This window comes from Methylomonas sp. BG-2, assembly GCF_057766305.1.
Window position 1 is genome coordinate 1 of sequence record NZ_JBYMAP010000015.1, and the last position, 22,665, is coordinate 22,665.

At 57.0% G+C, this 22,665-nt stretch carries 17 protein-coding genes; 7 read left to right on the forward strand and 10 right to left on the reverse strand.

What is annotated here, in order from left to right:
- The first annotated feature begins 551 nt into the window (after positions 1–551).
- Positions 552–698, forward strand: coding sequence for a phage integrase N-terminal SAM-like domain-containing protein (locus tag AC3B8H_RS02565; protein ID WP_488440053.1), 147 nt, complete (start codon positions 552–554; stop codon positions 696–698).
- A 668-nt stretch (positions 699–1,366) separates the two neighbouring features.
- Positions 1,367–1,822, forward strand: a complete 456-nt coding sequence (locus AC3B8H_RS02570; protein ID WP_488440054.1) for a hypothetical protein — start codon at positions 1,367–1,369, stop codon at positions 1,820–1,822.
- Positions 1,823–2,098: 276 nt separating this feature from the next.
- Here AC3B8H_RS02570 and AC3B8H_RS02575 read toward each other — a convergent pair whose 3' ends face one another.
- Positions 2,099–2,662, reverse strand: coding sequence for a hypothetical protein (locus AC3B8H_RS02575; RefSeq protein ID WP_488440055.1), 564 nt, complete (start codon positions 2,660–2,662; stop codon positions 2,099–2,101).
- 104 nt (positions 2,663–2,766) lie between these two features.
- Here AC3B8H_RS02575 and AC3B8H_RS02580 point away from each other — a divergent pair, with 104 nt between their 5' ends.
- Positions 2,767–6,123 carry a hypothetical protein gene (locus tag AC3B8H_RS02580; RefSeq protein ID WP_488440056.1) on the forward strand — a complete coding sequence of 1,119 codons (3,357 nt, stop codon included), beginning with the start codon at positions 2,767–2,769 and terminating at the stop codon, positions 6,121–6,123.
- Positions 6,124–6,351: 228 nt separating this feature from the next.
- Here AC3B8H_RS02580 and AC3B8H_RS02585 read toward each other — a convergent pair whose 3' ends face one another.
- Together AC3B8H_RS02585 and AC3B8H_RS02590 are read right to left on the reverse strand one after the other, a co-directional pair.
- Complete coding sequence (locus tag AC3B8H_RS02585; RefSeq protein ID WP_488440057.1) at positions 6,352–7,056, reverse strand: PA14 domain-containing protein; 705 nt, start codon at positions 7,054–7,056, stop codon at positions 6,352–6,354.
- 264 nt (positions 7,057–7,320) lie between these two features.
- A complete protein-coding gene (locus tag AC3B8H_RS02590) occupies positions 7,321–8,451 on the reverse strand; it encodes a hypothetical protein (RefSeq protein WP_488440058.1) in 1,131 nt (376 codons plus the stop codon).
- Between the two features lie 638 nt (positions 8,452–9,089).
- Here AC3B8H_RS02590 and mgtA point away from each other — a divergent pair.
- Entirely contained in the window at positions 9,090–11,666 is a 2,577-nt protein-coding gene (gene mgtA / locus AC3B8H_RS02595) for a magnesium-translocating P-type ATPase (protein WP_488440059.1), read from the forward strand.
- A 170-nt stretch (positions 11,667–11,836) separates the two neighbouring features.
- Here mgtA and AC3B8H_RS02600 read toward each other — a convergent pair whose 3' ends face one another.
- The 6 genes from AC3B8H_RS02600 to AC3B8H_RS02625 form a co-directional block, all read right to left on the reverse strand.
- The gene (locus AC3B8H_RS02600; RefSeq protein ID WP_488440060.1) at positions 11,837–13,636 is read right to left on the reverse strand and encodes a family 2A encapsulin nanocompartment cargo protein cysteine desulfurase; all 1,800 of its coding nucleotides are present in this window, start codon (positions 13,634–13,636) and stop codon (positions 11,837–11,839) included.
- Entirely contained in the window at positions 13,623–14,540 is a 918-nt protein-coding gene (locus tag AC3B8H_RS02605) for a family 2A encapsulin nanocompartment shell protein (RefSeq protein WP_313728014.1), read from the reverse strand. The genes AC3B8H_RS02600 and AC3B8H_RS02605 overlap by 14 nt, the downstream gene beginning before the upstream one ends.
- A gap of 459 nt (positions 14,541–14,999) precedes the next feature.
- The gene (gene epsC / locus AC3B8H_RS02610; RefSeq protein WP_488440061.1) at positions 15,000–15,938 is read right to left on the reverse strand and encodes a serine O-acetyltransferase EpsC; all 939 of its coding nucleotides are present in this window, start codon (positions 15,936–15,938) and stop codon (positions 15,000–15,002) included.
- The gene (gene cysK, locus AC3B8H_RS02615; RefSeq protein ID WP_488440062.1) at positions 15,935–16,912 is read right to left on the reverse strand and encodes a cysteine synthase A; all 978 of its coding nucleotides are present in this window, start codon (positions 16,910–16,912) and stop codon (positions 15,935–15,937) included. The genes epsC and cysK overlap by 4 nt, the downstream gene beginning before the upstream one ends.
- Before the next feature lie 212 nt (positions 16,913–17,124).
- Positions 17,125–18,612: a phenylacetate--CoA ligase family protein gene (locus tag AC3B8H_RS02620; RefSeq protein WP_488440063.1), complete on the reverse strand. Its 1,488-nt coding sequence runs from the start codon at positions 18,610–18,612 to the stop codon at positions 17,125–17,127.
- A 55-nt stretch (positions 18,613–18,667) separates the two neighbouring features.
- Positions 18,668–18,946: a type II toxin-antitoxin system HicA family toxin gene (locus AC3B8H_RS02625; RefSeq protein ID WP_488440064.1), complete on the reverse strand. Its 279-nt coding sequence runs from the start codon at positions 18,944–18,946 to the stop codon at positions 18,668–18,670.
- Positions 18,947–19,147: 201 nt separating this feature from the next.
- Here AC3B8H_RS02625 and AC3B8H_RS02630 point away from each other — a divergent pair, with 201 nt between their 5' ends.
- From AC3B8H_RS02630 to AC3B8H_RS02640, 3 genes are all read left to right on the forward strand, one after another.
- The gene (locus AC3B8H_RS02630) at positions 19,148–19,309 is read left to right on the forward strand and encodes a hypothetical protein (protein ID WP_168030662.1); all 162 of its coding nucleotides are present in this window, start codon (positions 19,148–19,150) and stop codon (positions 19,307–19,309) included.
- Between the two features lie 563 nt (positions 19,310–19,872).
- Positions 19,873–20,538 (forward strand): response regulator transcription factor, encoded by a 666-nt coding sequence (locus tag AC3B8H_RS02635; RefSeq protein WP_488440065.1) that lies wholly within the window; start codon positions 19,873–19,875, stop codon positions 20,536–20,538.
- Entirely contained in the window at positions 20,535–21,860 is a 1,326-nt protein-coding gene (locus AC3B8H_RS02640) for a sensor histidine kinase (protein ID WP_488440066.1), read from the forward strand. Before AC3B8H_RS02635 ends, AC3B8H_RS02640 begins: the two co-directional genes overlap by 4 nt.
- A gap of 67 nt (positions 21,861–21,927) precedes the next feature.
- Here AC3B8H_RS02640 and AC3B8H_RS02645 read toward each other — a convergent pair whose 3' ends face one another.
- Complete coding sequence (locus AC3B8H_RS02645) at positions 21,928–22,662, reverse strand: DUF3581 domain-containing protein (RefSeq protein ID WP_488440067.1); 735 nt, start codon at positions 22,660–22,662, stop codon at positions 21,928–21,930.
- Between the last annotated feature and the right edge of the window lie 3 nt (positions 22,663–22,665).

The window sequence follows — 22,665 nt, forward strand, 5'->3', positions numbered from 1 at the left end:
GCATTAGCAGCTTTCGGCAGGATAGGACTGCTGCGGTGTAGCAACCAGCGCCAGTACATGCCCTTGCTTCGTTATAGAGAGTTTCAGTGTCGGGGTCGGGAATGTCTTGGACTGCTTCGCCAAACACTACGCCAGGGGTTTGCTTCCCCCCCTGGGTTTGATCGAAGAGGGACGGACGTGTGCACTGGTGACAGACGTAGAGATGTGCAACTGTTTGGCTGGAGTTATCTTGGGCATGCCATCCCTTTTCCGATGCGACCGATGCGCCACAGTACCCACATGTATAGCTTCGCGAAGGAACTGCGCCAGCGCTTTGCCAGTTAAGTCGTTGCATTCGCTAATCCTCCGGCAGGTGAGATTGCTGAAACATAACTATTGATTATCAGGCAAATCTGCCTGCATAAGTTGATATTAACCGCCTTTTCAGGCACTTTTGCTTGCGTATCCGGAAAAGTAGGCATGTTTGCCTCGATAACTTGATATTAGCCGGTAAATCAGGCAATCTTGCCTGCGTATTGAATTCGCCGCTGACTTTATCAGGTAGGTGTTTTATGTCAAGCACCAAAGCGCCAAGCTTGTTGGACGACGTGCGTCGGGTCATGCGGCTGAAACACTATTCCTTGCATACCGAACGCAGTTATTGCGATTGGATGAAGCAGTTCGTCAAGTTTCACCGGATGATGAACGGCTGGCTTTGATCGAGGACAGCGAGGCCAAGATAGAAGCGGTTTTATCTCACTTAGCGACCCAGAACCAAGCTATGAATGCCTTGGTGTTTTTATACCTGCATATCCTGAATAAACCGTCAAACAAGTCACCGACCGCCTACTCGATTGAGATTGGATGGTAATCGAGGCTCATGTCATGGCCGAGCTTCAGCGATCATCGGCGGCCTATTTCAATGGTCTATAAACCCAAAAAGAGCAGTTGGGCCTCGAAAAATCCCATCCGCCCTGAGCCCTTCGGCTACGCTCAGGAGAGCCCTGTCGACGGGTGAGCGGGATTTTTCAATCACCCAACAGCTGGACAGGTTATAGGCCGTCCATGCTTCGACGTTGCTCAGCACGAACGGCCTATAACACATCAACTGCATTTTTTAGGATAAACCGGTTTTAGTCGGCTACCATCGCCCGATTGCACCCATCGCTGACTCCGTAACCAAGAACGCCGGTTAGCGCGCATCTCTTGCCTATATTCCTGTTCGAATAATACCGATTACCAGCCAACGCTTGGCACTCGCATACTATCCAAAGCCTGTTAATTGTCTAGTAAATAATCTAGCGCGTGTTTCTGAAATTAGCCTACGCTTTTCTTCTGCGGACTATCCCATCGTCCGCGGTATCAGCCACGCGAAAAGGAGATAACCATGAGCCAACATTTGATTTCTTTAAGCCTTTCCGATAACGATTTGGCGGAGATAGATACCGCCTTGAAAGTGTTAGAAGACCGCCTGGCCGGCTTCCTGGTGTTAAGCCCGGAAGAACGCCGCGCCATCCCCAAGATGGGCGATAAAACCGAAGCCTTCTGCCGCCAGACGCTGTTGGTGTCCAGCCAAAATAGCTCAGCTATTCCGCCCGGTCTGGATATCGCCGAAGCACAAGCCGATATGGCGACGCTCGATAAACTCCGCCCGCGCCTGCATCGGCTGCGCGATTTGTTGAGCAGAGCCGAAGATACCGACATGGCATTGGGCAGCGATATTTACAGTTTCAGTTTGGATGCTTACGCCTCGTTGAAAATCGCCGGCAAGGGCGCGGGCTTGGAAACGCTGCGGCAGGCCATGTCGGTTCGATTTCATCGCGGTACCAAGGCAAAAACCTAAGCCGGCCAGCCTGCCGATTTTGCAAGCTAACGCTCATGAAGACTTGGCATCATCCCGGCAAATGAAATGCCGTTTCGTGGGAGCGACGCATCGTCGCTATGGTGCGTCGCTCCCACCATGACTTTCAGCGTAAACGCATCAACAACCCGATTCGGCCTTCCGGTCCAGCGGCTAAATTCAATCCCATGGTCGCATCAATAAACCTAAAACGCGCAGTTGGGCGATGAAAAATCCGGTTCGTCCTGAGTTCATCGAAGGGCGAGCGGGATTTTTCAATCACCCGGAGGGTGAGTGTGTTGCAAGCCGTCCGCGCTTCGACAAGGCTCTCCCGAGCGTAGCCGAAGGGCTCGGCACGAACGGCCCGCAACACACGCCAACGGCTCTTGTTAGAATAAAGAGGCTGTCGTAAAAGCCCCTCACCTTGCGGGAAAGGGGTTGCGGCGTGGGGAAATTGCAAGATAAGGCATTGATTTTTATCCCCTCACCCTGCCCTCTCCCGCGAGGAGAGGGTTCTATTTTGATTTTTACGACGGCCTCAATCAAGACGAAGCTCGCAAGCGTTGCCGCTAATGTCGCAAGCTTATTTTCTGCTTTCGCAAAGCTCCTAGCCTTGCCCGCAAGGCAAATAACTTTGCGGGCAAGGCAATTTTCTAAAGCCGCAAGCCTAAAAAGCTTGCGCGCAAGGCTTTTAACTGAAACCGCAAGCTTATTTGGCTTGCCCGCAAGCAAAAATGGTTTGCGCGCAAGGAAAAAAGCCTTGCCCGCAAGGAAAATAAGCTTGCGCGCAGGGCTAATTTGCTTGCGGGCAAGGTTCGTAAGCTTGCGAATCCGGCAAGGCATAGATCATTCCGACCCAGTACGTTTGTACCGGTACGAATGCGTTATTGCCTGAAACCGCCAAACTGCGCCAGCATGCCTCGGGTGTTTAATCGGCGGGAAAAACCATGGCGGAAGATAGAAAACCCGAAAGCGGCGGATACGGTTCGCCGTTGCCCATTGCATTGATCGTGACGATGCTGGCGAGTTTGTTGATCGGCCATTCCCTGCCCTATCAGGACGAAAGGCCGTCCGCCGAACCGCTAAAATCCAGCCATCCGTCATTGCAGAATATCGACGCCCGGTTGTGGCAAGATCCGTTTTCCACGGTCGAAAACGCCGCCGGCAGCGCCGGCAAGCCCGCCGCCGAAGCCAAATCGTTAGCGCTGTTTGTAGACGGCCGTCCCGCCAATGTTGAAATTCGGCCATCGCCGGCCTCGCCGCACGCGTCAGAAAACAAATCCATCGTTCCGGATGCTTTGAAGCACTCGAATCAGGCGATCACGGTGATGGCGGTCACCTTGCCGGGCGGCCCGTATCCGGAAGAAGCCGAGCAGCGCATGCGCCGCCGCTATGCCGTGCTATCCGGCTTGGCCAATCAAGATTGGATACCGAGCGACGAACAACACCTCGGCGTGTTCGAGCCGAACCAAGACGATCTGCAAAAAAAAGTCCCGTTCGAATGGTGGCTGCCGAGCGACGGCAACCCAAATACGCCTATCCTGGTGCTGTGGCTGGATGAAGCCAGCCTGACCGAAACCCCGCTTGCGAAAATCAACCGCTTGCTGAAACAAGTCGTGCCCGAGCAAGACCAAGTCAACTATCGGGTGATCGGCCCCAACAGTTCGGCGACTTTAGACACGATGCTGGCGGAAATCGAAAGCGCGGCATTCGCGCTTCCTCCCTGCCCGGCATCGTCCAAACTCGGGGATAGCGCCGATTGCCGACTCGACATCGGTTTTTACGCGGCGGCGGCCACCGCCGCCGACTTCGAATTGAGCAGTCTCTGCAACATGGAAAGCCAGCGTTGCCTGGAAAAACGTTTCAGCGCCAAAGGCATCCGCTTGCTGCGTACCACGTCCAGCGATTACGACTTGATGAAGGCCTTGGCCGGCGAATTGGCGTTGCGGCGCATCAGCGCCGACGCCCATATCGTCATCTTGTCGGAGTGGGATACGTTTTACGGCCGGGCGATGCGCGATACCTTCATGAAAACCTGGCCGGTCAAACCCAAGACGACGCCGACCGACAGCCCATGCGACCAGAACACCCTCCATAGCTACCGCTATATGCGTGGCCTGGACGGCAAATTGCCGAAATCCGCCGATAAAGGCGCGGATACCAAGACATCCGCCGCCGGCAAGGACAAGCCCGCCGAAAACACCCATATCGAAACGCCCGAAGGCCAAAGCCAAAAAGACTATTTGCGGCGGCTGGCCAGCAATATCGCCGAACTGGACGCCTGCTTGATCCAGAGCCGCCCCGACGGCGGGATCGCCGCGATCGGCATTTTGGGTTCGGACGTTTACGACAAGTTGCTGATCTTACAGGCCTTGCGCCAGTACTTCCCGCATACCTTGTTTTTTACCACCGACTTGGATGCGATCTACAACCACCCCAGCAAATGGCCGCAAACCCATAATCTGTTGGTGGCGGCGCCCTATGGCCTGAATCTGCATGATAAATGGCAAGGCAGCATCCCGCCGTTTCGCGACAATTATCAGACCGCGCTGTTTCTGTCCGCGCAACTGGCGCTAAAAAACCCGCCGCCGCCGTGGAATCCATTGATCCCAACGCTCTTTGAAATCGGCCGCAGCCGGGCGATTCCGCTGGCGGTGGCACGCTGCGAATTCTCGCGCGGTATTTCGCCCAATCCCGAGCATTGCAGTTGGCCGAACTGGCGGCAAGCCGATCAAGACATCCAACCGGCCGTCAAATCGAGCCGTTTTAATTTCGAATTCAAAAACGTGTTGTTTTTAAGCCTTAGCTTGCTCTGCATGGCCTGCCTGGTCAGTTGGCAAATTCGCAAAGTGGTTTTGTCGGCGGTGTGCCGGGTGTTCGACAGCGGCCTGACGGCCTTGATCGCCACGGCAACGGCGCTATCGGCGCTGGGCCTATTTGTGCTGTTCAATCAATATCTCGCCAGCCCGCTGGCGGAACCGTTTTACTGGCTGGAAGGTGCCAGCATCTGGCCAACCGAGGGTCTGCGCTTGCTGGCCTACCTCGGTGCGGTTAGCTTTTTTTGCTGGGGACAACGCCGGCTTAGCAAAATGCGCCTGACCATTTCCGAAACCTTCGGCTTACCCTACCAAGCCGACGCTTCGATCAAGGAATGCAAGCTGATGTTCGTCGGCAGTTGGGATGCGGCGGAGCGTCGCCCCCTGCCCCGCCGTTGGGATAAGCTTCGCCGACTGTTGACGCGGCGGGTGCCGCCGTTCGCCGACTGGCTGGTGAAAGATGCGTTGCTGATCGCGGTTCTGGTCTGGTTGATTTACTACTACTCGCAAACCTGCGTGCCGCAAGCGCCGATCGCGCTGCCGCCGCAAACCCGGCTCTACCTGGGCCTATCCATGTTTAGCTTTGTCGGCTTGACCCTGTTTGTGATGAAATCCGCCCGCGCGGTCAGCACCCGCCTCGGCGCGGACCCGATCCAGCGCAAACTCGCGCCGCCGCCGACGGCCACCGACCGGCTCTGGCAAAGCTATCTGGGTTATCTGGACAACACCAAATTGGGCATACCCGGCAGCCTGCTGCGGGTATTGATTCATAGCCTGGCCTTCATCGTCGTCGCCGGCATTACGATGCGCTTTGGACATGTTCCGAATATTCCTGCGCGCGGCACCTCGGTCGTCGCGGTCAATGCCGCCTTGTTACTGTTATCGGTCGTTTCCACCGTGATGTTGACCATGTGGGTGGTGGAACACGCGCGGCTATGCGAGCGCTTGATCGGCAATCTGACCCAACAGGCTAATGGCTGGAACCCGTTGGCGTTACGGTATGCCCATGCCAACGCGGTCGCCGAACCCTGCGTTTCGGAATGGTTGAAAATTCAATTGGTCAAGGAACTGACCAAGGCCCTGCAACCGCTGATTTGGGGCCCGGTCGCGGTGATTGGCCTGATGGTGTTGGCCCGCAGTCCGGCCATCGACGACTGGAATTTGCCCTGGGGCTTGCGCGCGGTGTTTATCCTGATGTTTATTTATGCGTTTTCGGCGGAATGGCTGTTGCAGCGCGGCGCCAGAACCACCCGGCGGCGGGCCATCGAGCAATGGAGCTTTAAGGTCAGGGAATTGCGGCACGCGGGAAATACGACCGGCGCGGACATCGACCGGATAGAGTCCGAAATCGAAAGCGCCCGCGCCCTGCGCGAGGGTGCCTTCCGCCCCTGGTACGAATGGCCCTTGCTGCAAGCCTTCGGCGGCACCGGCGCGCTACTGGTATTGTTTCAACAACTGTCGGAGTATTGGACGCTGGCGCAGTACTAAACATGCGCCGCAACGAATGGCAGTCGGGCCGGCCCAAGATGGCGCTGGGCAAAACCAGACTGGTTTGAGTTAGGCGCCGCCGGATAAGCAGCCGCAAAGCGCGCGAAAAATGCCGGGACCGGCATCAGCTTGAGCCGGCCCCGTGCACCGCCGAGGGCCGGCAACCGAGAAACCAATTTCCAAATAGACTGAGTTGCGGAGCCGTGCCTGATTCAAATGATCGATGCTTCAGATCTTGCCGCGCCGGGAGCGCGACGCTAAACCGAGACCGCCGATCGCCGAAACAAACAACCACGCGGCGCCGGGGATCGGTACCGCCGAGGCATAGAGCTGGCTGGCGGACAAACTGTTGCCGTTTTGTAATACCGTCAGCCCGGTAACACCGCCGTCCTCGAATGCCAGAACCTTGAAGGCATAAAGGCCACTATTGGTGAATTCGACATTGGCGGAACCGCCGCTGAGGCTGTGGTCGCCATCGGCGTCGATCACGGTGGCGCCGCCGATCTGCAATCTCGCGCCGTCGTCGGATGTCAGGCTGAATTGGTAGGACCCCGCCGTGGCTATCGCGAGGTAACCGGTTAGCACCAGGCCGTGGTTAGAAAGATTGCCGACGCTATTCGGCGATAGATTGACGGCGTTACCGCCAAGATATTGCGCCAGTGTCGAGTCGTCGCCGATGGTCGTATCGCAAGTTGGGAAGCAAATCGAAGTCGCGGTAAAGGTGGCCGCCGGACCGCTGCTCTGACCGATCAGCGTTTCGGTATTGGCCAGATTTCCTGGCCATGAATTTAAAGCATAGTAACTGCCGCTCAAACCGCTACCAGCAAGGCTGGGTAGCGTGATCGAGCTGGTTAACACCACGTCGGCGCGGGCGGAACCGATACCGGCCAATAAACCGAACAGCAAACCAGAACCAGCAAACAGAGTTTTCATGAATTTTCTCCTTAGACCAAGAGGACGAGGCAAACGATTTGCTCGCAAAAACCGGTGACCCTACCGGGCGCTTATTTGTAACACCATTGGCATGGTTATTACTACTTAGTTACTCTGAAAGCCATTGGGCCAATTGCGGATATACCGGAAATTGCGAGGTAAGGTACTGATCGTTACCCCCCTCACCCTGCCCTCTCCCGCGAGGAGAGGGTTCTGTATTGACTGTTACCACAGCCGTCGGCCGAAGGTTTGCTCGGCGCTTCGCTATGCTTTGCAGTAAGACGGTATCCAACTGCGGGCTCTCATGTACTCCGGCAAATCGTTGTAATCAAAGCTTTCGCCGTGCTTAATCATTTGCTCGACGTCGAATAACAACGCCACTTCGGGAATGTCGTTGAAAAACAGTTTGTAAAACGGTTTCACCAACAGCCGGGATATCCGAATCCCGATCGGACCGATAAAGTTGCGGCGCTGGCCCACATGGGCGATCTCGTCGATTGTAATTTCGTCCAGCAAAGCCTTTAAACGGTCCCGCACTTCCGGCTCTTCGGCCAGCACGTCATCGAACAGGCGGTGTAAGTGGCAATAGTAAGTCACGCCCATCAGTTCGGTGACGAAGGCCGGAGTATCCATTAAATAGCCGGGCAATTTCGGAAACTGGCGATAAAACCATTCCTTGCCGGGGCTCAAAGGCGCCCATTCCACGCGGTCCAGACCGCAAGTCTTGAGCATTTCGTCGAACAAGCGCCAATGGCAAAACTCCTCGGCCAAATGCACCCGGCTGATTTTATCCTCGACACTGTGCGAATCGGCCATCGTCGGCACCACTTCCCAGGCCGCTTTGATACCGACCCATTCATGTCGGGCAAATTTGTAAATGCTCGTCAGCATCAACGTGAGTTTATCCAAGGCGCGGGGATCGTCGTGCATGGTCACATAGTTGCGGTAAAACGCTTCCGGATTGGACAAAGGCTTGCGCAAGCTGACCGGATGCTGTTGAAAATACCGTAAGCGAGCGCGCTTTTTGGCTAGATCGCGCTCCGCTTCCAATAATTCCCCGCCGTGTTGCTGGGTAAACGTCCAATAATGGTCAAAATTATCCAGCCGTTCCTGCCTGGTCGCCGCGGAAAAGACAGAACGGTATTGGCTTGATGAGGCCATGGGGTGATTCTCCTGATTGAGGGGGGACGAGCCGAACATCGCCGGTTTAAAGTCGTTATCGTTAAACTGATTGCTTGGAGCGGGTGGCGAACCGAGCGCAACGATGGCTTCGGTGCCTTTCGGAACCGATTTCCCAAAGCATGCGCCAAACAGCTGATTCAGGGTATTCTCCAGTCCATATCCGGCGGGATCGCTTTGCTGGCGGCTGGACGTTCGGTTTAGCGGGTCCAACACGTGTTACGGTCCTTGGGTTTGGCCAATTCGAGTTGGCAAGGCAAAGTCCGCGCGCGGACCGTGAAGTCACGCGCTTCAGGAAGATGGACAGTCGAGTTTCGAATTTCGTTCCGTTTAATCTACGCCGTGAGATTTTGTGCGGCGCCGGGTCGCGGACATTTCGACTGGGTAACGGCAGGGCGACGACAAGGATACACGAAGCGAGCGGCGATGGCGCGGCTTGGTTGGTTCAAGCATTTTTCGGTGAGCCTAGTCCTTCTTTGTCAGACTAGAAGATAAACCTAAAAAATGCAGTTGGTGTGTTATAGGCCGTTCGTGCTGAGCAACGTCGAAGCATGGACGGCCTATAACCTGTCCACCTGTTGGGTGACTGAAAAATCCCGCTCACCCTTCGACAGGGCTCTCCTGAAGGTAACCGGAGGGCTCAACACGAACGGGATTTTTCGAGGCTCAACTGCGCTTTTCAGGATAAAACGTCGTGCCCACCGGGAAGCGGGCATCCGCTGCAGCGGATGGCGAGTTTCCAACCCTCCAGGGTCGCTAGATTCCGGCAATCCATGCCGGAATGACCGCTTTGGGGAGGTGAAACGCAAAACCCGATAACGTAGAACTCGCATGCAAACCTTTGAGCATCGCCTATGAAACAAGACCCTACCCTAACCAAAACCCCAGCCGAGCAAGCCGCTTGGTGGCTAGCCCCCAGCGCCAGGGACGCCAAGCCATTGGGCTTGTCGTCGGTCGAAGCCAGCGCCAAATTGATCGAAATCGGGCCCAACCTGTTCCGGGATCGCCAGCGGCAAGCGCTGTTGCTGCAATTTCTGTCGCGTTTCAAGAATCCACTGGTGATTCTGCTGCTGGTAGCCAGTGCGATTTCGGCGTTCACCGGCGAGATCACCGATTTCGTGATCATCAGCGTCATGGTACTGTCCAGCGTCACCTTGGATTTTGTCCAGGAACACCGGGCCGGCGAAGCCGCGGAAAGCCTGCGCCAGTCAGTCTCGGTCAAAGCCAGACTGATACGCGACGGCATGCCTATCGATGTACCGGTGACCGAAGTGGTGCCCGGCGACATCGCCCTGCTCAGCGCCGGCGACATGGTGCCGGCGGACGGCTTGATCATCGAAGCCCGCGATCTGTTCGTCAAGCAAGCCCTGCTGACCGGTGAATCCTACCCGATCGAAAAACGTCCGGGCCAATTGGCCGCCGACGCCTCCGACCTGCAGGAGGCCAGCAATGCGGTATTCATGGGCACGACCGTCATCAGCGGTAGTGCCAAAATGTGCGTCGTCAAAACCGGCACCGCCACCGCGATCGGGGCGATTGCCGACAGTCTGACCCGGCAACCGCCGCCAACCGCCTTCGAGATAGGCACCCACCGCTTCGGCCTGTTGATCATGCGCCTGACGGTACTGCTAGTGCTATTCGTGTTGCTGGTTAACGCGTTGCTGGGCAAACCCTGGCTGGAATCCTTTCTGTTTGCGGTAGCGCTGGCGGTTGGCTTGACGCCGGAACTGCTGCCGATGGTGGTGTCGGTCACGCTGTCGCGCGGCGCTCTGCATATGGCGGAGAAACGGGTGATCGTCAAACGGCTGGCGGCGATTCAAAATCTGGGTTCGATGGACGTGCTGTGCACCGACAAGACCGGCACCTTGACCGAAGCCAAAATCCGACTGGAACAACATGTCGATCCGCAAGGCCGGCCCAGCCAACGGGTGCTGGAACTCGCCTATCTGAACAGCTTCTTCGAAACCGGCTTGAAAAGCCCGCTGGACGAGGCGATTTTGGCCCATCAGAACATCGATGTCGGTGCCTGGCAAAAGATCGACGAAGTGCCGTTCGATTTCGAGCGGCGGCGGGTGTCGGTGTTGCTGGATAAAGGTAACGGCCGCTTGCTGGTGGTGAAAGGCGCCGCCGAGGAAATCATTACCCTCTGCACCCGCTACGAACAACAAGGCAGCAACGCCCAACTACCGCTCGATCCGGCAAGTCGCGCCCGCATCCACGAACAACACAATGCGCTGGAACGCGAAGGTTTCCGGGTATTGGGGATCGCTTGGCGCGAAGTACCGCTGGATCATCCGCACGCGGTGGTCGACGACGAAAGCGAGTTGATATTCGCCGGTTTCGCCGGCTTTCTCGACCCGCCCAAAGCCAGCGCGGGCGCAGCGCTGAGCGCGTTGCAAGACAGCGGCGTCGCGGTGAAAATCGTCACCGGCGATAGCGATTTAGTGACAAGGCATGTCTGCGCTCAATTAAATATTCCGGTGCTCGGCGTGTTGACCGGCAAGGACATCGCCGATATGGACGACCACGCCTTGCGCATCCGCGTCGAAAAAGCCAATTTGTTCTGTCGGGTAAACCCCTCTCAAAAAGACCGGGTAATTCGGGCGCTAAAATCCCGAGGCCATGTGGTCGGCTATCTGGGCGACGGCATCAACGACGCGCCGTCGTTGCATTCGGCGGATGTCGGTTTGTCGGTGGATTCGGCGGTAGACGTGGCCAAGGAAGCGGCCGACATGATCTTGCTGGACCAGGATTTGCAGGTGCTGCACGACGGCGTACTGGAAGGCCGCCGCACTTTCGGCAATATTTTGAAGTACATCATGATGGGTACCAGCTCCAATTTCGGCAACATGTTCAGCATGGCCGGCGCCGCGCTATTCCTCCCCTTCCTGCCGATGCTGCCGCCCCAGATTTTGCTCAACAACATTCTGTACGACATCTCCGAAGTGCCGATTCCGTTGGATCAGGTCGATCCGGAAGAACTGCGCCAACCTCGGGTTCTGGACATGAACTTCATCCGCAATTTCATGTTGATGATCGGCCCGATCAGTTCCGCATTCGATTTCCTGACGTTTTGCATTTTGTTAACGGTATTAAAAGCCGACGAAGCATTATTCCAAACCGGCTGGTTCGTCGAATCGCTGTGCACTCAAGTCCTGGTAATCTTCATCATCCGCACCCGAGGCAATCCGTTCAAAAGTCGGGCACATCCGGTACTGGTTGCCACGTCGCTATCGATCGCGCTAATCGGCGCCGTTCTGCCGTTTACGCCGCTAGGCCGATATTTCGGCTTCGTGCCGCCGCCCGGCCAGTTTTATTTGATCCTGACGGTCATGGCGGTGGCCTATTTGCTGGTGGTAGAGCTCGCCAAACAAGGTTTTTATCGCTGGCATGCAAAATACCGCAAGTCGCTCCGCCACCGTTGCCGGTGATGCCGCCAATAGGTTGGTACCGTCGTCGCCGGCATACAACTGGTAAGGCAGGCTCCGAAGCGGGCTAAATGTCGCGGCGTCGATGCTTGGGCGCGTCAGAACATCCAATCCAACGCCCCAAGCTTGGCGAGAACAGAAGCCACCGCCAGCCGGACCGACGAGGTCGGCCCCTAAAAGCTACGTTTGGCGCATTGCAGCTTCTTCAGGACGGCGGCCAATCGGTCGATTTCATCGTAGGTGTTGTAAAACGCCAGCGACGGCCTTACCGTGGCTTCCAAGCCGAAGCGACGCAGGATGGGTTGAGCGCAATGATGGCCGGAGCGGACCGCGATACCGGCTTCGTTGAGCGCCTTGCCAACATCTTGAGTCGAATGCCCGGCCATCACGAAGGACAGCACGCTGGTTTTGTCGGGCGCGGTGCCGATCAGGCGCACGCCGGGAATCGCCCGCAAAATGTGCATGCCGTATTCCAGCAACTCGTGCTCGTAGCGGGCGACATTCTCGATGCCGATTCGGCTCAAATAATCCAGCGCGGCGCCCAAGCCCACCGCATCGGCGATGTTGCCGGTACCGGCTTCGAATTTGGCCGGCGCGGGTTGATACACGGTTTTCTCGAACGTCACGTCTTCGATCATGTTGCCGCCGCCTTGCCAGGGCTGGGTGACCGCCAACAGTTCCGGTTTGCCGTACAACACGCCGATGCCGGTCGGGCCAAAGATCTTGTGGCCGGAAAACACCAACCAATCGCAATCCAGGCTTTGTACATCCACCCGTAAATGCGACACCGATTGCGCGCCGTCCAACAACACCTTGGCGCCGGCCTGATGAGCCAAGGCTATCATTTCCGCCGCCGGTGTTACGGTGCCCAAGGCGTTGGAGACCTGGGTAAACGAAACCAGCTTGGTTTTGGCATTCAGCAATTTTTGGTACTCGGCCAAAATCACCTGACCGTCGTCGTCGACCGGAATTACCCGCAACACCGCGCCGGTTTCCTGGCAAAGTTGCTGCCACGGCACAATGTTGGCGTGATGCTCCAGCCAGCTGATGACAATCTCGTCGCCTTGGCCGATAAATTGCCGGCCCCAGCTTTGCGCGACCAGATTGATCGCCTCGGTGGAACCGCGCACGAACACGATATCGTCGGCCGACGACGCATTGATGAAACGCGCCACGGTCGCGCGCGCGCCTTCGTAGGCGTCGGTGGCCCGCGCCGCCAGTTCATGCGCGGCGCGGTGGATATTGGAGTTCTCGTGACGATAAAACTCGGATATCCGGTCGATCACGCATTGCGGCTTTTGCGTGGTCGCGGCGTTATCGAGCCAGGCCAGCGGATAGCCGTTGACGCGTTCCGCGAGGATTGGAAAATCCTTGCGCACTGCATGCACGTCGAAAGGCGGATGCGCGTTACCGAGCGAGGTCAAATCGGCATGTCTGCCCAATGCCGCCAAATCGTGCAAGAAATAGAACGACGAAGCCGCTGCCGGCGGCTTGGAACCCACCAAGTTGCCTGGCTTGGCGGCCAAGGCTTGTTTCAGTTCCGCTTCGCCGGGCAGGCCAAAGCTACGCGACACCAAGCCCGACAGCGCATTTTGGTCGATACCGGGCAGCCGATCGAAACCGGAGGCTACGTTTGCGGCCGGCGCCAACGTGGCTGCCGAATGCGGGACATTGTCGATCGCATCGCTATAGTGCTCGCCAAACGCGGCCGCACTCGGCGCCGTGGGCACGAAACCGTCGTCGATGCCCGGACGGCGGTTAAAGCCGGCCGGCACCGAATGAAACGACGGCGCTGCCGCCGCCGCTGATGGCGGCACGTTGTCGATGGCTGCGCCGTCGGTCGTCGGCGTAGCGCTGAAGTACAGATTGGCCAAGCGGGTCAGTTCCGCCGTATCCGGCAAGCCGGCCGGCACCGGGCCGCCGTTCAGCGCTTGTTGCGTGAGCCCGGCCAGGTCCGAATTAGGCGTAGTCATAGTAATTGTCCACTTCGACGTTTTCGAGCACGCCGATCGCGTCGTCGGTCAGTATCGCCAGCGAGCAATACAACGAGACCAGATACGACGCGATCGCCTTGTGGTTGATACCCATGAAGCGGACCGACAAGCCCATGCTGAGTTCGTCGGTCAGGTTCGGTTGATACAAACCGACCACGCCTTGACGGCTTTCACCGGTCCGCAGCAGTAATATGTTGGTTTTACCGTTGACGATTTTCAGCTTGTCGGTCGGGATTAACGGCAATCCGCGCCAGGTGATGAATTGCGACCCGAACAGGGACAAGGTCGGCGGCGGCGTGCCGCGGCGGGTGGCTTCGCGGCCGAACGCGGCAATCGCTCGCGGATGAGCCAGAAAGAACGCCGGTTCCTTCCAGACCCGGGCGATCAGTTCGTCCAAATCGTCCGGCGTCGGCGATCCCTTGCGGGTTTTGACTTTTTGCGACTCGACCACGTTGTTCAACAGACCGTATTCGGTATTGTTGATTAACTCGCTCTCCTGACGCTCCTTGACGGTTTCGATGGTCAGACGCAATTGCTCGTGAATTTGATTGTGCGGGCTGCTATACAAGTCGGCGACGCGAGTATGTACGTCCAGCACCGTGTTCACCGCGTTCAAGCGGTATTCGCGGCCCCACTCTTCGTAATCGACGAAGGTTTGCGGCAGCACCTTCTCGTCCAGGCTGGAACAATCGACGGCGATGCTGGTTTCGCTTTTGACTTTGTTGACTCGGTAAATACCCGCTTCGACCGGGATCCAAGGCAACAGATGAACCAGCCAACGAGGCGTGATCGTGCCCATCATAGGCACGGTTTTGGTAGCGTTCGATAAGGTACGCGCGGCGACGTCGCCTAGCGCGGTATGGGCTTGATGAATGTCCGACATAAAATTCCCTTGAAGTTCTGGTTGATGGCTTGGAGTAGGTCTATCGCTCGGGCCGAACTTTCGTCGGGCATAAAAAAAGCCAATGGCTCTGACGAGCGCATTGGCTTCCGGCGGTCCGGTCAGCGATTGACTTAAATCCAAGATACCGATTGCGGAGCAACCCTGTCAATACTGGCAGGTCGGCGGCGCAATTTACTTATGTCCATTCGCGATATGAATATCTAAAAATATCGTATACCTTGATTCGAGCAGCGTTGCGCTAACAAAGAAACCGAGCTAGGACTTTGTTATTAAACAGTTATTTTTTTGCTGCGGCTGCTTCGCGCTCGCCAGTGGCGGGCTGTATGATATTTTTCGAAGAAAGTTTGGCCGGCGTATCGGCTATTGGCTCAATTCCCCGACCTGAATCTGAGCAACTTCAAAATATTTTTTGAATTTCAATCGGTTGCCCGAACTCACTCAAATCCCCGCGCCGGACTCGTACATTTCACTGCGAACTTGCGCCTGACTGACCTGGCTGCCGGGAGGCACGCTGTGGGTAAGCCAAACATTGCCACCGATCGTCGAACCCCGACCTATCGTAATCCGGCCCAAAATGGTCGCGCCGGCGTAAACCACCACATCGTCCTCGACGATAGGATGACGGGCGTTACCCTTGACCAACATGCCGTTTTCATCCGTGGCAAAGCGCTTGGCGCCCAGCGTGACCGCCTGATACAGACGCACGCGCCGGCCGATGATCGCGGTTTCGCCAATCACGACGCCGGTACCGTGGTCGATAAAAAAACTGTCGGCGATTTGGGCGCCGGGATGAATGTCGATGCCGGTGGCCGAATGCGCGATTTCGCTGACGATGCGCGCCACCAGCGGCAAGCCCAAGCCGTACAACAGATGGGCCACCCGATGATGTATCACGGCGGTGATGCCGGGATAACAGGCCAGCACTTCGTCAGGACAACGGGCCGCGGGATCGCCTTCGTAGGCGGCGCGGATATCGCTATCGATCAGCAATCTGACGCTGGGCAGTTTGGCGGCAAACTCGCGAGTCAGCTCGCTTGCCCGCCGCCAAACATCTATGCTTTCGCCGTTTTGCTCGGCGACGAATTGCAATTCCAACGCAATCTGCCGGCTTAAATCCCGCAGCAGGCTATCCAGGGTCTGACCGACGAAATAATCGATGCCTTCATCGGTCAGGTCCGGGCGGCCGAGACGATTGGGGAACAAGACCGCCCCCAATTGTTCGACGACTTGCGCCAACACCTTGCGGGCCGGCAATTTCGGCGGATGTTCGCGGCGATGGCGTTCCTCGAGCGAATGCAAACGTATCGCCCGCAGTTCCGCGACCAGATCATCAATGCCCCAAAACGGAGAGGCAACCGCCAACGCCGCTTCGTTCATAGTGCCGAGCCTTGGGCGTCGAACAAACCTTCGAACAGCGCCGAACTCAGATAGCGTTCGCCGGAATCCGGCAAGACCACGACGACGGTCTTGCCGACGTTTTCCGGCTGTTTGGCAACTCTGACCGCCACCGCCACCGCCGCGCCGCAGGAAATACCGGCCAGGATGCCTTCCTCCCTGGCCAAGCGGCGGGCGTAGTCGATGGCTTCGTCGTTGCTGACCAACTCGATCTGATCCACCAACGACAAATCCAGAACGTCCGGCACAAAGCCGGCGCCTATGCCCTGGATTTTGTGCGGTGCCGGTTGCAATTCCTGTCCGGCGCGGAATTGAGTCAGAATCGGACTGGCTTCCGGCTCGACCGCCACGGTGTGAATGGGCTTGCCCTGCTTTAACTTGATGTAGCGCGATACGCCGGTGATCGTGCCGCCGGTACCGACGCCGGACACGAAAATGTCGATGGCGCCGTCGCTGTCGTTCCAGATTTCCGGGCCGGTGGTCAGTTCGTGGATTTCCGGGTTGGCGGGGTTTTTAAACTGCTGTAACAACACATAACGCTCCGGTTCCGAGGCAGCGATTTCCTCGGCCTTCGCAATCGCGCCCTTCATGCCTTTGGCACCTTCGGTCAAAATCAGTTTGGCACCGTAGGCCACCAACAATTTGCGACGTTCCAGACTCATGGTTTCCGGCATCGTCAATGTCAACGGAATACCGCGCGCCGCCGCGACGAAGGCCAGCGCGATACCGGTGTTGCCGCTGGTCGGTTCGATGATTTCCTTACCCTGGCCTAAAACGCCGCGGCGCTGAGCATCGTTAATCATTGCCGCGCCGATCCTGCATTTCACCGAATAAGCCGGGTTGCGCCCTTCGACCTTAGCCAGCAAGGTCACCGGCGCGCCGTCGGCGATGCGGTTCAAACGCACCAGCGGCGTGTTGCCGATGGACTGCGAGTTGTCGGGATACCAATGTGCCATGTTTAAATCCTTGAAATTTAGATACAAAAAAGCCAGCGGCCCCGTGCGGGACGCACTGGCTTCCGGCGGTCCGGTCAGCGTAACGTGACTTGCCGGTTAACTTAAGGCGGCGGGCGACAGCTTGTCAAGAAAAATTGCTAATAAAAACCGTCGCTTATCGAATATTTCGATGATATGTTCTAATTTTGGCATGATCCGGCGGCGCGATTATCCTATTTGCGGGTGTAGCGATGCTTGACGCCGGCCGGGAAATACTCGGGATCGGCGAAACGGTGCAATGTCACCCGTGGGGTTTGCCGCTCCGCCGGCGTGTAATGGGCAAACTCACTATTGAGCCGCAACAACTGGATTTTGATCGATTCGGCCACCCGCGACGCATCGATTTGCTGAGGATCGAGGTCCGGCAACACTTCCACAGCGACCTGCAACTCACTGTCGCCGGCGGCATTTTCCCTGACTTGCAACACGAATTTGCCGGTCAGCCACCCGGTCAGCGCCGGCTGCTCGAGGCCCACCGTGACGTTTTCCGGATAAATATTGGCGCCGTAATACGACACCGTGAAATCCGCCCTGCCGAACACAAACACGAACGGCAGTTCGCGCGGTTTAAAATCGCTGGGCAAACCCAAATCGGCTACTGAATCGATCCCGGCGCCACGCAACCGCTCCCAGATTTGCCGATAAGGGATGACGCCGCCTTTGTCGGCAATGTGGTAGCGCACCAACGGGACAGTGTTCTGGCCCGATACCACCAAGGTATCGGCTTCGACTTCGAAGAACCGGCTGGCCGGGTCGTATTGCACCAGTGTCGGCAAGCGCGATTCGCCAAACCACGCGCGAGCCTCGTCGGGATGGCGGGCCAACCAGCGCCGAATCGCGATGCTCAACGGTGTTTCGTTACCCAATACCCCGCCGTCGGCGGTACCGTAAAGCGACGCCGAAGCGAATTCCGCTCCAGCGGCGCCGATGCGTTCGCCAACCAACGCCCGCCACTCCTCGCTGAACACCTCGCCGGCAAACACCAGTTTGGGTTGATAGTCAGACCAAACGATGCCCTCCGCGCAACCGGCATCGATCACATCCTTGATGAAGGGCGGATAACCCAGCAGCACGGTTTGCTCGAATTGCGGCGCCAGCTCGCGCACGACCCGAAAGATTTCGGCCTTGTTGTTACCCGGCGTGGCAACCATTAGCGGGTAGCCCTTGCGCGCCAAATGCCAACAGCACGAGGTGGTGAATAAACCGCCGACCCAATTGCCCAGCGCAAAACACACCACGGCCAGCGTCGTCCGGCGATCGGCCGCGAAACTGTCCTTGAAAACTTGCTCGAAACGCAAGGCCACATCCAATTCGTCAGCAGCCGAACGTGGCCAGAATGTCGGCTGGCCGGTCGAGCCGGAAGATACCGCGACCCGGTCGGCTCCGGCCAAACTGCCGCCGAAGCAACGTTGAGGCAACGGATAGGCCCGCATGTAGTCTTGCTTACCCATTAACGGTAAGCGGGAGAATTTGGCATAGTCGACCACTTGCTCGGGGTTGACCCCGCGCTCGGTCAAAAACTGGCGGTAGGCCGGTACTTCGGCGGCGCAGCGTTGGAACAGCGCCAACAATTTCGCCTCGGACTCGGCGTCTTGCTTGCCCAATAATTCGTCCAGCGGCGTGGTCAGGAAACGTTGAAAAACGGCGTTTGGTTCAGTCATCGTCGGCTTGCTCAATGCGTTGGTAGTCGTATCGGATTGGTAACAACGGCGCCGCTTAGGTTCCGTGCCGTTCGTCGTAAGAAGACGGCGTGACGCCGGCCCGCGCCAACAGTTCCCGGACGTGTTTGACGTCCTGCTTGGCGAACACGCCGCCGTGGTGCGGATGGTGTAGGAATCCTTCGATTTGGTTCAACACCACCCGAAATCTGGCGCCGTGGCTGGGCTCTATCGTGGCGCCCAGGTGGCGTAGCAACGATTCGACTTCCCGCCAATGAATGTTGGCGCTGATCGGATCGTGAAAAATTGCTCTTAATACATTGGCGTGATGACTCATAGCGGCATTCTCCCTATCAGTGAGTCGACAGCATACGCCGCAAATGCGCCGAGCTTCAATACGGTCGAGAATTGCATCCGCCTTCTATTGTTTCATGATTGAAAACAAATCATGCACTATCAGCATTATTGTAAATAATTTCATAATTGTTATCATGGAACCGTCTTCAGAAATTTACCGATGCAGTCTTAGGAGTCCGACATGAACAAACCCCTTTTATTTTATAGAGACGTATTAACCGGCCTGTTTTTTACCGCTGGCGTGTTCGGTTTCGTTTCCGGCGAGTTCATTTTCTCCACACTATTGTTCGGCGCCGCGTCGCTGTCCAGCAATCTGGACCTGCATCGGAACCTGCGTGCTTAAGTTCCTCGTTGTACCTCCCTCGTTGTTAAGCTAGCAACCCCTCCGAAGCTAGCAAAACTGCACAGCCTCCGTCACTCGTGGACGGGGGCTTTTTTTTGCGCCGACAAAATATGGCGATCCGTAGACACCCGCGGATAAGCCTCATGCGACGGTAGGGTTAGGCAAACGACAATAACGACTATGCCACGCGGGCGAAACGTTGGATGGGGCTTCTTCGTGTAGCGTCCGTCGAAGGCTAAACAAAGTCGATCAGATACCGCGGCCCTGAGTACGGTTCGAAGACAAAATGAAACGGGAACTCGGAAGGGGCGCCGCAAAAACGTCCGCAACCGTGTTCACCGGCGACTCCCGGCCGACCAGAGGGACTGGGCCAAGCGGGTTAGCCGCAATGTATCAGACCAGATTCAGATAAACCCGTTCTGAACGGGTGATTAAAAATAGATTAAATCATTACCAAGCCGGCGAGATTGCAAGTACTTTGTCACGCCGCTGGAAACGCGCCGAGAACCACTTGCCTAAATCGCTGCACTACAATACCCCTTTTTACCGTCCACCCTTTTGCGATGAGATTGCTACTGATAGAAGACGACACCGACCTCGCCCACTCGATCCAGACCGAGCTTGAAATAGCCGGATTCGCGGTCGATCTGGCCCACGACGGCGAGCAAGGCGAATTTCTGGGAGCCACCGAGAATTACGACATCGCGATCTTGGATTTGGGACTGCCGAAACTCTCGGGTCTGGCGGTGCTGAAACAGTGGCGGGCCTCCGGAAACGCGATGCCGGTCATCGTGCTTACCGCTCGCGACGCCTGGCATGAAAAAGTAGACGGTTTCAAGGCCGGTGCGGACGATTACCTGGGCAAGCCTTTTCATATTGAAGAATTGCAGGCAAGAATCCGGGCGCTGTTAAAGCGTTGCCACGGGATCGCCAACACCGGCCTGAGCTGTGCCGGCGCTACGCTGGATGAAGAAGTTCAAACCGTGACCGTGGAAGGCCAGCCATCCACTCAGTTAACGTCGCTGGAGTTCCGGCTGTTACGCTATTTCATGCTGCATCCCGGCCAGATTTTGACGAAAACCGATTTAATGGAGCACGTGTACGAAATGGACGGCGACCCGGACAGCAATGTCATCGAAGTCTACGTCAATCGTTTACGCCGCAAGCTCGGCAAGGATCTGATCGCCACCCGGCGCGGTCAGGGTTATGTGTTTGGGCAAACCGCGTGATTTCGTTACGCTTACGGCTGAATCGCGGCCTTGCGGTGATTTTATGCGTGATATTTGCTTTGCATTGGCTGGCGGCGGATTGGGTGATCCGTTCGGTCGCCGAAAAACAAATGCTCACCCGTCTGACCCACGACGGCGACTCGATACTGGACACCCTCGATTTTGACGCCGACGGCCAGCCTAGCTTCGATACCAGCCACGCCGGCTCGGTCTACGGCCAAGCATTTTCGGGCCATTATTTCGTGCTGCACATCGACGGCAAGCCGATTTATTCGCGCTCGCTCGCCGACACGACGCTACCTTTCGAGGCCATGGCCGTCGATACCAGCAAACAATTTCATTTCAAGTCCGGTCCCCACGACCAACTGCTATTGGTTTTAAGTCGAGGATTCGCTAAAGCCGGCCACACCATCAGCATCAGTACCGCCGAGGACTTGACCGACATCGGCCGGGACATTACCGCGATCCGGATCGGCTATCTGGCATTGAGTCTAACGGTGCTGGTCGCGGCCATCGCGCTGCAAACCGCCGACGTCAGACGTTCGTTGCGGCCGCTACGGGCGGTTACCGGCGAACTGGCGGCCATCGCCCACGGCCAACAGCGGCAGATCGAAGCCGAAGTTCCGTTCGAAATCCGGCCGCTGGTCAAGGAAGTCAATCGGCTACTGCTATTGGTCGAACGTCGGCTACACCAATCGCGGACCGCGATCGGCAATCTGGCGCATGCCTTGAAAACGCCGTTGGCGATGCTGTTTCGGCTGGCCGAGAATCCGGCGCTGCGTGAATTGCCGGAACTGAAACGACAGTTGGAACAACAGAACCAAACGATATTGAAACGGATAGACCGCGAATTGAAACGGGCGCGGATTTCCGGAAACGCCCAACCCGGCGCGACCTTCAATCCCCATGCCGAATTAAGCGCTCTGACCGAGCTGATGCGGGTGATTTACGCGGAAAAAGCCTTGTCTTTCGAGATCCGGGCGCCCGACCAGTTGTTGCATCTGGACCGCGAGGACATGTTGGAAATGATAGGCAACTTGCTCGATAACGCCTGCAAGTGGGCCAAATCGCGGATCGCGATCGAGGTCATCGAACGAGAAGGCTTGACCCTCCGGATTGCGGACGACGGCCCCGGTTGCGACAAACAGCAATTGCGGCAAATGGTGCAGCGCGGACTGCGCCTGGACGAAGCCACGCCCGGCCACGGGCTGGGGTTGGCCATCGTCCACGACATTGCCGGCTACTACGGCGGCAGCCTGGCCTTGAGCCGATCCGCCGAGCTGGGCGGCCTGGCGGCCACGGTTAGACTGTCGCCCGGTTAAGTCCTTAATCGCGGCCGTGTATACCGCTCCGGCTCGCGGCTGTGAACGACCGGCGATCGCGGAATCCTCAGCCGACCTCGGCGACCGCCAGGTTGCTCAGATATCCGTGCTTGCGCGCCAGATACTCGTCGACGAAAGCTTGCATCGGCTCGACTTCGTAATCCCGCAAGCCGCTGACCGCCAGCTTCTTGAAGCCGGAACCGACCACCGCGTCGCCGCTAAGAATTTGAAAATGCAGATATGCGGTTGCCCGTTTGCCGTTGACCTCCATCTTGGGCTCCATCATTTCCAGACGCGGCTCGCTGAATTGCATGCAATCCAGATGTAGCGTCATGCTTTCGTAGATCACCAACGGCCGGTCAATGTTGAACATCACATTTTCCTTGGCCAGCAGCGGTACCAGCACGTAGGGAAAATTCTGGCCGGAAAACGCCACATAATCGCGGATCAGGGCTTCGATCAGCTTGGGATCGCGGATGACGTCGCCGGAACGCTCGATCTGCAGATAGGTTTTGTCTTGTTGCCTGTCGGTTACATCGAAGCGTTCGGCATCGGTTTCCGGAAAATTCAACAAAACGTTGTGACCCACCATGCCCGAGAAGATAAAGTGCATGTTCTGGCTCAGTCCGTACTTTTCCAATACTAGCGAAAACAGTAAATCGCCGGGCACGCAAAAGCGCTTGGCATCGGCGTCGTGCAGCGGATTGAAGTCGTGCGCCACTTCCTTGGCAAACATACTGGCCTGTTCGGCGCTGATGGTGACGCCACCATCGCGAATTTCATAAAACTCTTTTAAAAACATGGC